Raw genomic sequence first — 11,387 nt, forward strand, 5'->3', positions numbered from 1 at the left:
GGTGGCGACGGCAAAGCGTCGTCGGTTGCGCCGCGCGGGACGGTCGACTCCCCCTCGAGTCTACAGTTCAAGTACGTCCATCACAGTCGCTTCGGCCTTCCGCAGGTGCTCGGCCGCGGTTCCGGGGGCGCAGTCCAGCGCCGCGGCGACGTCTTCGACGCTCGCGGTGCGGGGGACGTCAAAGTAGCCCAGTTCGCGACCGACCCGCAGCGCCTCGCGTTGCCGGTCGGTCAGCGCCCCGACCGCGGCGTCGGTGCCGTCGTACTCGCCGACGCGATCGACGGTCGCCTCGATCCCCTCGGGAATTCCCGCAAGGGCGCGCCGGAGGTCCTCGGACTCGCCGACGACGGAAAAGCGGATCGTCCAGTCGGATCGGTACTCGATCGGTGGGAGAACGACGAGGCTCCCCTTCGTGAGGCTCTCGAGCAGTCGCTCGTCGACAGCTTCCGGAACGTCGCGCACGTAGACGGTGAACGAGCGGTCGCCGGTCCGGGTGAGGTCGTACTCGCCGACCTCCTCGGTCCGCTCCATCGCGGCCGCGTAGGCGTCCGGATCGCCGACGACGTAGAAGATGAAGGTGTTGTCGTCGTCGCCGACGAGGTTGCCGTGGATCATCCGATAGGAATCGAACGCGTCGCTGTCGGCGACGAACCGGTGCATCGGATGGATCGTCTCGGCGTCGTAGCGCAGCGTGAGCCGAACGGTCTTCACGGCCGGAGGGTCCGGGCTGTATATATAAATAGCCTAGCGGGTGACGCAGAAGCGACTCGCCTCCGGTCTCCGAATGGCCGAATATGTCCTTGGATTCGACGCTCGAGTCCCGGGCGACCGGGACGGTGAGTTCGGCGGGGGAAATCGATCTCGAGAGTCTGCTCGGCGACGCGGTTCTCGGTCGCGACGATCACGAGAACGCGCCCGCGTTCGTGATCCGGCCGGACGAGGTTCGGGACGTCCTCACGACGCTGCGAGACGAAGCGGAGTTCGACCACTGTTCCTGCGTGACGGCCCAGCAGTACCCCGACCGGTTCGAGACGATCTACCATCTGCGGTCTTACACCGACCCGACTCGAGAGGTGAGCATCGTCGTCCCGACGCCGATCGACGATCCGGTCAGCGAGTCCGCCGCGCCGGTCTTCGAGACGGCCGACTGGCACGAGCGCGAGGCCTACGACCTCGTCGGGATCGAGTACGAGGACCACCCCGACTTGCGGCGGATTTTGCTGCCCGAAACGTGGCAGGGCCATCCGCTGGGACTGGCGTACGACCAGGAGCAGCCGCAGGTCGTCACCCTCTCGGAGCACGCGAATCCGATCGCGGGCGACGAACACGACGCCGCGTCGGAGACGATGTTTCTCAACATCGGCCCGCACCATCCGTCGACTCACGGCGTGCTCCACGTGAAGGCGGTACTCGACGGCGAGACGGTCGTCGACGTCGATCCCGACATCGGCTACATCCACCGCTGCGAGGAACAGATGTGTCAGGGGAGCACCTATCGCCACCAGATCATGCCCTATCCTGACCGCTGGGACTGGGTGTCGTCGGGACTGCTGAACGAGTGGGCCTACGCCCGCGCCGCGGAGGACCTGGCCGATATCGAGGTTCCAGCGTACGCACAAGCCGTCCGCACGATGGGGGCCGAACTGTCGCGGCTCGCCTCCCACTTCATCGCCGTCGGCACCTACGCGCTCGACATCGTCGGCGAGTTCTGCGCCGCCTTCCAGTACGCCATCCGCGACCGCGAACTGGTCCTCGACGTGCTCGAGGAACTGACCGGCCAGCGGATGATGTTCAACTACTTCCGGCTGGGCGGGGTCGCCTGGGACCTGCCCGAACCCCGCGAGGAGTTCGTCGCGGGCGTCCGGGACGTACTCGATAGTTTTCCCGCCAAGATCGACGAGTATCACGACCTGCTGGTCACCAACGAGATCTTCCAGCGCCGCTGCGTCGACACCGGCGTCTTGGCGCCCGACGCGGCGAAGCGCTACGGCTGTACGGGTCCCGTCGCGCGCGGCTCCGGTATCGACTACGACCTCCGGCGAGACGATCCCTACGGCTACTACGAGAATCTCGAGTGGGACGTCGTCACCGAGCCCGACGGCGACAACTTCGCCCGGCTGCTCGTTCGGCTGCGCGAGGTCGAGGAGTCCGCGAAGATAATCGAGCAGTGCCTGGATCTGCTCGCGGAGTGGCCCGACGACGACCGGGAGATCCAGAGCAACGTTCCCCGAACGCTCAAGCCCGAAGCCGACGCCGAAATCTACCGCGCCGTCGAGGGGGCGAAGGGCGAACTCGGGATCTACATCCGGTCGGACGGCACCGACACGCCGGCGCGGTTCAAGATACGTAGCCCCTGTTTCTCGAACCTCTCCGCGCTCCCGGAACTCGCCCGCGGCGAGTACGTGGCCGACCTCATCGCGGCGATCGGGAGCCTCGACTGTATCATGGGGGAAGTCGACCGCTGATCGGCGGTCACGTCACGATTCGAGGGCGAAAAACAGCAGTTGCGTCGCTCAGTCGTCGGTATCGTCGACGATGACTTCGACGGGTTCGTCCGCTTGATCCTCGCTCTCGTCGGACGAGGGGCTTTCCTGTTGCCACAGGAGGCCGCCGGCGACGAGAACGACGACCCACGACCGCCAGTTGGCGAGGTTCAGGGTGTAGCCGACGCCGAAGGGTTTCTCCACGAGCATCCCTTCGCCGGGCTGCCAGTACGACGAGAGCATGCGGCCGATGCTCGGTCGTTCGAAGTTGTACGGTACCCCGAGAATCTCACCGGAAGTGGGCTTCTCTGCCATAGCCGGTGATACGTCCTCCCCTATTAAGAGTATTGTGTGCTGTGACGATCGGTGCGAGCGACCGACCGCGACCGGCTGTGATCCCGCGTCGTTCCGCGTCCGCGCCGTTCTGAGCCCGCGTCGATCGCGCCCTCGACGTTCCGCGTCCGCGTCGTTACGCGTCCGTTTGGTACCGGCCGCGTCCCTCGACATCTCGGAGACGCTCGAGCACCCGTTCTTCACCGACCTCGCGATACCCGTCCCGGACCGCCTCGCGGAGCGGCTCGGGGTCGTCGGCGGTGCCGACGAGGCTCTGATCGAAGATGTGGAGATCCATCGCGTAGTCCTCGACGTGATCGGTGTGATAGCCGAGGCCGAAGTCGATGAGGTAGGTCCGCTCGGGGCCGACACGCACGTTCCGCGTCGTCGGATCGCCGTGGACGAACCCGGACTCGTGGAGTCGCGCGAGGTGCCGGCCGACGTCGCGGACCCCCGCAGTCGTCAACCCCTCACGGAGATCGTGCGTACCGACGTACTCGAGTTCGAGTCGCGCCTCGCGAGGATCAACGTCGGAGAGGACCGGCGTCGGGACGCCCTCGCGGCGGGCTAGGCTGGTCAGTCGGGCCTCGAGCGTCGTTCGCTCGCGGCGGAGCCGACCGTCGAGTTCGGGGTGGCGGTAGGTCTTGGCCTCGCGGTGCTTGGTGACGCGGCCGGCATCCGGCTCGAGGGAAACGAGCGCTTCGGCCCCGCGAACCTGGTTTTCAGCTGCCGTGCCCGCACCGCGCCCGGCCGCGAGCTCGGGTTCGTCAGCCCTCCATGTGACAGAAACCTGATCCGGCCGAAAGTCGGGGTCGACACGCGAGTCCTCGAGCGCGAGCGTGTCGCCCGCGGCGTACATCTTCGCGCCGAGGACGGCGATCATTCCCGCGTTGTCCCGCAGGAATCGGGGCTCGGGCGCGTGGAATTCGGCACCCCGCTGGGCGCACATCTCCGCGAGCATTTCGCGCAGGCGGGCGTTCTGGCCGACGCCGCCGCCGAGGACGAGTTCGTCGCTGCCGGTTAGCGACAGGGCGCGCTCGGACACTTCGGTCAGCATCCCGAAGACGTTCTCCTGGAGGGAGTAGCAGATGTCCTCGATCGGCGTGCCCGCGTCGGCGGCCTGCTTCGCGGCGCTCATGATCCCCGAAAAGGAGAAGTCCATCCCCTTGACGACGTAGGGGAGATCGATGTACTCGCCCCCGTCGGCCGCTTCCTCGACCTTCGGGCCGCCCGGGTGGGACCAGCCGACGTGGCGCGTGAACTTGTCGATCGCGTTGCCGACGCCGGTGTCCATCGTCTCCCCGAGGACGCGATAGCGCCCGTTCCGGTAGGCCAACAGATGTGCGTTCGCGCCGCTCGCGTTGAGACACACCGGCGAGTCGAAGCCGGAGCTGTGGCGACCGATCTCGAGGTGGGCAACCATGTGGTTCACGCCGATCAGTGGCACCTCGAGCGCCTGACTCAGTGCTCGAGCGGCCGTTGCGACGACGCGGAGACAGGGGCCGAGGCCGGGGCCGCGGGAGAAGGCGATGGCGTCGACAGGCGCTGCCTGTCGGCCCGACGAGCCGCGCTCGTCGACATCGACCGGCGACTCCGTCCCCGGGCCATCGTGGGTCTCGCGAGCGTGCTCGAGTGCGCGTTCGACGACGCGCGGGATCGCGTCGTGCATATGTTCGGCCGCCTCTCGAGGGTGAATGCCGCCGCTCTCGGGCTGATAAGCGTCGGTCTCGATGAACACGTCGTCGGTCTCGGCGTCGAAGACCGCCGCGCTGGCGGCCCAGGCGGTGCCTTCGATCCCGAGGATTCGGACGGTATCAGTCACGGCTGAAAAGCGGCTGGGTGCCGCGTTCGAGTCATCGGTCTCTCGGGTCGGTCGCCCGCTCGCGGAGCGTTCCACTCCCCGCTCGCGTTTCGATGTGCCTCGCTGACGCTCGGCACATCGCAGTTACTCCCACTCGGTATAACTGCACTTCCCGCAGTGCTTCCGGTCGCCGTGGTTGGCGAGGAAGACGTCACCGCAGCGGGGGCACAGTTCGCCCTCGGTGCTCCCGTCGTCGCCGTAGAGGTCGTAGTGCGCCATTTAGGCTTCCTCCGGTTCGGCTTCCGCGTCGGCGTCGGCTTCCGCGTCGTCCGCGCCGATCTTGTTGCGCTCGAGCATGTGGTCTTGCTCGACGTCGCGGGCGTAGTCGGCCGTCTCGTAGACCTTCGCCTGTCCGACGGTCTTTCGCATCCCGAACTTGGTGTCGAGTTTGCGGATGACGACCTCGCCGGCGTCCTTGTTCAGTTTCGCCGCGAGGCTGTCCCGAACCTGCAGTCGCTCGGGCGTCGCGTCCTCGTGGGAGAGTTCGAAAGTCACGTCAGTTCGATGCAACATGGGGTTTTCCGTTTCGGAGATGATGTCGACGTCCATGATATCACTCAGTTACCCTACTATCCCCGTGTAGCGCCTAAAAGGATTTCGAAGCGCCCCATCCGAACGCCCGTGACCGGATCGGTTCGCATCGTCGCCGCTCGAGTGAAACGCGGACGCCCGACGACGAGCGCGGCATCGTCACGGGGCTCGTCCGAAGACCGTCAACACACGAACCGAAGACCGTCAACACACGAACACATTTCACGCAGGGGACGAATACGTCGAACTGATGCCCTCCAGACGACAGACGCTCGCAGGAGCGGGGCTCGCCGCGGCCGGTCTCGTCGTCGGGTCCACCGTCACGGCCGAGCGATCGACACCGGCCACGCTCGACTGGCCGATGGCGCGCTACGACGCCGCCGGCACCGGCTACAACCCCGAGGCCACGGGGCCGAGAGACGATCCAACCGTCGCGTGGTCCAGCGAACTCGAGTCGATCGGCGGCTACGAGATCGATCAACCCGTCGTCGTCGACGGGACGGTGTACGCCGGCAACGACGAACTGATCGCACTCGACGCCGCCACCGGCGACGTCCGGTTCTCGTACGGCAGCTACAGCGGCGCGTCCCGCTCGAGCCCCGCGTGCGCGTCCACGTCGATCTATCGCACCAAGACGCTGGTGATCGGTGCCCCCGGCGGAATCGTCGGGCTGAACGCCGGCGGCGGCCACGCCCTGTTCGGACTCCGGTTCGGCGAAGAGCGCTGGTTGGGGCCGGGCGAGGCACCGAACTCGTCGTTTTTCGGGGCGTCGAAGGCGCCATCGCCGGTCGCACTCGATGACACGGTGTACGCTGCGGTCCCCGGAACCGGCGACATCGCCGCGATCGAGGCGGATAACGGCAGCGAACGGTGGCGAAAACGCATCGAATACGAAACGGAGTACAGCACCACGCTGACCCGACCGGCGGTCCGAGACGGGACCGTTTTCGTCACCGGATGGCCGTATCAGGTCCGGGCGTTCGACGCCGAGACGGGGGAGGAACGCTGGGACGACGAACACGACGAACAGATGGTCCGTCCGCCGACCGCGACCGAAGGCGGCGTCGTCGTCCCGACCCGAACCGGCGTGACGGTCTACGAGGCCGATGGCGGCGACGTTCGCTGGACGCGGGACCTCGACGGGAACGCGACCGAGGGTGCCGCCGCCGTCGCCGAGGGCCGCGTGTTCGTCGCGGACGGCACCGAGTCGTTGTACGCGCTCGACCTCGAGACAGGCGACGACGAGTGGTCCGTGTCGTTCTCTCGCGGGGAAACGCCGGTCGTCGCCGACGGCGTCGTCTACGTCTCGAGAGGAATAGAACTCGTCGCGTTCGACGCCGAAACGGGCGAGCAGCGCTTCGCTCACGAGGCGGAACGATACGTCTCCCCGCCCGCAGTCGGGGACGGCGTGCTCTACGTCGTCGACGGCGACCGGGTACTCACCCTCGAGGAGGGAGCGTGAGCGACGATCCGTTCGAACCGGGGTCGGAACCCGCGACGGATGCCGGTCCCGGTGGTTCCGAGTCGGGCGAGACGGATCCGCGGCCGAACGGGGGATCGAGTCCGCCACGCCCGGGCGGCGGCGATCGTCCCGACGACGGCCGATCACTCTCACCGGTTCCACTGGCCCTCGAGCGGCTCCGACGCGATCCGAGTCTCCTGCTACCGTTTCTCGTCGCCGGCCTCTGCCTCGCAGTGCTGGACTGGCTTCGACGCCTCGACCCGCTTCCGACGAGGCCGGCGATGCAAAACGGCGCGTCGATCACCGTCGCGTACACCGGCTATCCGACCGGAGTCCCGGAGACGGCCCGGGCGCTCGAGTCGCTGGTCGATCTGAAACTCCCCTCCCTCGTCTGGGGGATTGGTCTCGAGGCCGTCGCAGTCCTCGTCATCGCGGTCGCGGGGACCGTCACGATCGCTCGCACGCTGCCCGGGGACCGCGGTGCGACGACTGGTCGGCGGCTGCTGGCGTACGGCGGGCTCGTCGTCCTCTTCGACGGCGCGTTTCGAGTACTCGCCTCGTTCATCGACGGCGATGTCGGCCTCGTCTTCGGACTCGTGTTGATCGTCCCCCTCTTCGTCGTCTTCGCCCGCCTGTTCGCCGCGCCCGCGGCCGTCGTCACCGGTTCGGGGCCGGTGACGGCACTCCGTCAGAGCGCAGCCGCGACCCCGGGTCACGGCTGGACGATCCTCGCGCTCGTCATCGGATTCGGTCTCGCGGCGTGGCTCCTCGGACGCGTTCCGCGAGCGGGGACGGTCGTCAGCACTGCTCTCGTCGGCTCGTTGCACGCCGTCACGGTCGCCGCCCTCTGGGAAGTGACCGTCGAGGAACGCGCCCGCAGCGGCTGACGGCTCACGGTAACGCGACCAGTCCGCGCGGCGTCCGATCCTCGAGCTCGTCGGGCCAGTCGATCCCCACTCGCGCCCACGAGTCACCGAAGTCTCTGGTCAGGAAGAGTCCCCGATTGTTCACCGCGAAAACGACGCCCGGCTCCCCGGTGGTCGCGAACACCGTTCGGACAACGCCCTCGCCGGTCGGCAGACCGCGCCCCTCGAGTCGCTCCCACGCCGAATCGACGCCCTCTCTGCGATAGACGTGCGAATCCGCCCTGCTCGCGGTGTGGGCCGTTGACGCGCCGCCGGCGCTCGAGACCATGACGCGGTCGGGATCGCCGGGATCGGGGACGACAGACCAGCAATACCGGTGCTCGAGGCCCGCCTGCGTCCGACGCCACGATTCGCCGCCGTCGTCGCTCTCGGCGTAGCCGTCGCCGGCCGCGGCGTAGAGCCGCCCCTCCCGATCGGGGTGGGTCGCGAGACTGTGATTGTCCCGCCGAGAACCGGCGGGCCGCTCGTGCCACGTGTCGCCGCCGTCGGGAGTGTAGACGAACGCACCGGCCTCGATTCCCACGTAGAGGCGATCGGGATCGAACGGGTCGACCTCGAGCCAGCGCACGTGATGGGTGTCCGGTCGCGGCGGAAAGTACCACTCGTCGGCCGAGGGGAGGTCGAGTAGTCCCGAGAGACGAGTCCAGGAATCACCGCCGTCACGCGACCGGTAGACCCGGCTGGGTTCGGTGCCGGCGTAGACGACCTGCGGATCGTGCGGGCTGACCGTCACTGCCATCACAGGATCGCTCTCTCGGTCGGCAGTCCCACCGCCCTCGTCTCCGTGAACTCTTGCTGGCCCCTCGGCCTCGAACCCGGTCTCGAGACGGGCGAACGTCTTGCCGCCGTCAATGCTTCGGAACAGGCCGTCGTCGAACGTACCGACAACGGAGCGAGCCGGTGCGTCGGGGGCTGCCGCGACGCACTCGAGGCGGCTCCCTTCGAGTCGCATCGTCGTAACCCACCGGTTGGACTCGATTCCGTCGCTCGGACAGACGAGCAGTCGATTTCGAAGTGCGACGAGGACCGTTACCATACCGGAGCTACCGGAGTGACTCGGATATACTGTTGGGTACGCGTCAGTCGTCTCTCGTTCCCGATTGCGAGGGATGCGTCAACGGATCCGTCGCCGATGCAGAGACAGTGATCGAGCGCACGTGCACGTGGTGGGAAGCGACGGCACGAGCGTTCATCGGGTCGGACCGGTCGGCGTCGGATCGGGTTCCGGTTCCGTCTCCATCCCGGTGGTATCACCGATGAGCGTCGACATGAGCCGGGCTTCGATCCGGCGGAGGTGCTGTCCGACGGTTCCCGCAGAACAGTCGAGTCGGACGGCGATGTCCTCGTAGGTCACCTGTCTGGGCTCCTCGTAGTACCCTTCCTCAACCGCGACGCGCAACACTTCCCGCTGGCGGTCCGTGAGCTCGGTGAACGGCCGCTCATCGGATGGATCGTACGTTCCGAGGCGCTCGATTTCGACATCGACGAGCGGCCGGGTTTCCTCGATGACACGACGCAGCGCCTCCTCGCGACCGATCTCCGAGACGCGAAGACACCGATTCTCCGGGCCCGTGTACTCGAGCGGGTAGTCAAGCAACACGGCGTGTTGGTTGTGGATCGCGAGCAACTCAAGCGTGAGGTCGCTGGGTCGATAGTGCAACTGCAGGATCGTCGTTTCACCGGCATCGGTGAGCTGATAGTCGACGACCGCCGGCCCAGTCTCCGCTAGCGTGCGTTCGACGGCCGCCCTGTCCGCTCGGACCACTTTTTGCGTGATGATCGTCCCGTTATCGAGCTGATCGATGTTTCGGATCGATTCGAACGTGACCCCCTGCTCGCGGAGACGCTCCGCGCCCCGATCGAAGTACCCCCGCGGTGGTGTGAGAACGTATGTCACGTATCGCATGATTTCCGATTACAAGACTCTCATAGAAAACAGTTATGGTCGTTCATTGGTTAATTGAATAACAGAACTCTGTTCTGTAAAATAGGATTCGATGAAAACGCTGGTAACAAAACGGGATATATAGCCGCTTTCGATGTCCGATCCCGGAAGCGAACCAGACGAGAAGCTGACCGCCGCGGCTCTCGACGATCGGTCCGGTCTCGATGAGCGGCGGAATCCCAATTCGCCGCGCGACGACGGACGACCCCGGGCCGCCGCTACGACACTTCCGTGTAGTACGGCCAGTACAGCGATCGGCCCGCCTTCACCAGCGGCCAGAGGGGACTACAGCCCCGCTCCCAGACGAGAACCGGGACGGGGCTGCCGCCGAAGCCCTCTTTGAACCGATAGACGCCGTCCTCGAAATTCGTGTTCGTACTCCCAAAGTCGTACGTCTCGTAGCCGTGCTCGATTCCCCACTGGAAGACGTGATCGTAGAGCAGTTCCGACGCGTGATCGTCGAAGTACGCTCGCGGAACGGCGGCGAAAAACCCGTGGACCGTCTCGTGTTCGTCGTCGAGCAACTCGAGCATCCCGCCGGCGTACTCGCCGTTGATCCGGATCGTCAACAGGAGGAGGCGATCCTCCATCGCCCGCAGTTCGTTGAAAAACGAGAACGGATACACCGCTCCGCCGACGCGGTCCATGACGCCCTCGTAGGTCCGGTGAAACCGCCGCAGGTTCTCCCGCGTGATCTCTTCCTCGACGACCTCGTAGTCGACGTCCTGTCCGTGTTCGATCCCCCGCCGCCGGCTCCGGCTCATCCCCTCGAGGAGTTCGTCGTAACCCTTGGTGAGATCGAGCAGAAATCGGCACTCCCGCCGGTAGGGCCGATAGCCGTGCGTCTGCAGGGCGTCGTTGTACCGCAGATAGCTCATATCGAGCCCCCGAATCTGGTGGACGATCGTCCGTCCGCGACAGAGCCGCGGGATCGCGTCGATCACGCGCTCGAGGGACGCTTCCGTATCCGTCGGCAGCAACGGCCCGCCGAAGCCCGGATAGAGCGACGACAACCGATCGAACGGCGTCTTCTCGATCTCGACGACGAAGTTCGGCATGCCGCCGATCGTGTTCCCGTCCTTGGTGACCACCAGATGTCGCGGCGTGTACCCCAACCCCGTCTCGATCGCCTCGAGCCACTCGTAGCGATGGAAGACGCTCCCGCGACTCGAACGCTCGACGATCTCGTTCCACTGCGTTTTCTCCACGTCCCGTACCGAGTCGACGACGTCCACCTCGAGACTCGACTCCTCGGTCGCCGCGGATCGCTCGTTTCGATTCGCGAACAGCGATCCGATTTGATGGAGTCTCGAGCGACTGTTGCCGCCGGTCTGTTGGGCCATTGCCCGAACCCAATACGGGTTTCCTCTTTGGTAGTCCGCCCATTACTCATCGGTTGGCGATCGTAACGACTCCCAACCGATTCCACGGCCACGCCGTCGCTCGGTAGGCCCTTGATACCCGTCCCCTCGAGCGCCGACGTTCGAGCCGCCGCCCCGATTCGATGCCAGTCGTCGCCCGAATCGCCTTGCAGAGATCGATCTCGAGGAACGCGGAGAACTCGAACGACGATGCCGCTTTCGTGCGTAGTAAAGGGGAACCACGTCTCACTCCAGACCGACCATCCGGCGTGCGGTGGCGCGCGCTGGCTTGCGGTTCGCCGACGGCGAACCGCAGGACGATGCCGTGCGAGGGATGAGCGACCGACTGAAAGGAGGAAGCGAATCGGCTGGGGAGGGCGTGGCTATTCCCTGTTGCCACAATAGCAGGACGCTCCGTCCACCACAATCCCATCGCTGGTCCATTCAGTTAACTCACACCGATCGCACAGCCGTCGTGCAATGCG

Annotated in this window: 11 protein-coding genes; 3 read left to right on the forward strand and 8 right to left on the reverse strand. The window is 66.2% G+C overall.

All coding sequences use genetic code 11. The features are described from left to right. Window positions 1-60 precede the first annotated feature (60 nt). Complete coding sequence (locus tag CP556_RS10855) at window positions 61-711, reverse strand: helix-turn-helix domain-containing protein (protein WP_098725636.1); 651 nt, start codon at window positions 709-711, stop codon at window positions 61-63. Between the two features lie 83 nt (window positions 712-794). Between CP556_RS10855 and CP556_RS10860 the strand changes: the two genes are divergently transcribed. Continuing rightward, window positions 795-2,465, forward strand: a complete 1,671-nt coding sequence (locus CP556_RS10860) for an NADH-quinone oxidoreductase subunit D (RefSeq protein ID WP_098725637.1) — start codon at window positions 795-797, stop codon at window positions 2,463-2,465. 48 nt (window positions 2,466-2,513) lie between these two features. Here CP556_RS10860 and CP556_RS10865 read toward each other — a convergent pair whose 3' ends face one another. The 4 genes from CP556_RS10865 to CP556_RS10880 all read right to left on the reverse strand — a co-directional run bounded on the left by CP556_RS10865 (window position 2,514) and on the right by CP556_RS10880 (window position 5,226). After that, window positions 2,514-2,798 carry a DUF5808 domain-containing protein gene (locus CP556_RS10865; protein ID WP_098725638.1) on the reverse strand — a complete coding sequence of 95 codons (285 nt, stop codon included), beginning with the start codon at window positions 2,796-2,798 and terminating at the stop codon, window positions 2,514-2,516. Between the two features lie 154 nt (window positions 2,799-2,952). Next, complete coding sequence (locus CP556_RS10870) at window positions 2,953-4,638, reverse strand: bifunctional N(6)-L-threonylcarbamoyladenine synthase/serine/threonine protein kinase (protein ID WP_098727366.1); 1,686 nt, start codon at window positions 4,636-4,638, stop codon at window positions 2,953-2,955. A gap of 123 nt (window positions 4,639-4,761) precedes the next feature. Then, window positions 4,762-4,896, reverse strand: coding sequence for a 30S ribosomal protein S27ae (locus tag CP556_RS10875; RefSeq protein WP_098725639.1), 135 nt, complete (start codon window positions 4,894-4,896; stop codon window positions 4,762-4,764). Next, on the reverse strand, window positions 4,897-5,226 hold the full coding sequence (locus CP556_RS10880) for a 30S ribosomal protein S24e (RefSeq protein ID WP_098725640.1): 330 nt from the start codon (window positions 5,224-5,226) through the stop codon (window positions 4,897-4,899). A gap of 232 nt (window positions 5,227-5,458) precedes the next feature. Here CP556_RS10880 and CP556_RS10885 point away from each other — a divergent pair, with 232 nt between their 5' ends. Both CP556_RS10885 and CP556_RS10890 read left to right on the forward strand, forming a co-directional pair. Continuing rightward, complete coding sequence (locus CP556_RS10885) at window positions 5,459-6,670, forward strand: outer membrane protein assembly factor BamB family protein (RefSeq protein WP_098725641.1); 1,212 nt, start codon at window positions 5,459-5,461, stop codon at window positions 6,668-6,670. Continuing rightward, window positions 6,667-7,557, forward strand: a complete 891-nt coding sequence (locus CP556_RS10890) for a hypothetical protein (protein WP_176548169.1) — start codon at window positions 6,667-6,669, stop codon at window positions 7,555-7,557. The genes CP556_RS10885 and CP556_RS10890 overlap by 4 nt, the downstream gene beginning before the upstream one ends. A 4-nt stretch (window positions 7,558-7,561) precedes the next feature. Here CP556_RS10890 and CP556_RS10895 read toward each other — a convergent pair whose 3' ends face one another. From CP556_RS10895 to CP556_RS10905, 3 genes are all read right to left on the reverse strand, one after another. Then, window positions 7,562-8,632 (reverse strand): beta propeller repeat protein, encoded by a 1,071-nt coding sequence (locus tag CP556_RS10895; protein WP_098725642.1) that lies wholly within the window; start codon window positions 8,630-8,632, stop codon window positions 7,562-7,564. Window positions 8,633-8,785: 153 nt separating this feature from the next. Continuing rightward, a complete protein-coding gene (locus tag CP556_RS10900) occupies window positions 8,786-9,502 on the reverse strand; it encodes a helix-turn-helix domain-containing protein (RefSeq protein ID WP_098725643.1) in 717 nt (238 codons plus the stop codon). 257 nt (window positions 9,503-9,759) lie between these two features. Beyond that, the gene (locus CP556_RS10905) at window positions 9,760-10,884 is read right to left on the reverse strand and encodes a lipid II:glycine glycyltransferase FemX (RefSeq protein ID WP_098725644.1); all 1,125 of its coding nucleotides are present in this window, start codon (window positions 10,882-10,884) and stop codon (window positions 9,760-9,762) included. Between the last annotated feature and the right edge of the window lie 503 nt (window positions 10,885-11,387).

The organism is Natrinema sp. CBA1119 (assembly GCF_002572525.1).
Classification (GTDB): domain Archaea; phylum Halobacteriota; class Halobacteria; order Halobacteriales; family Natrialbaceae; genus Natrinema.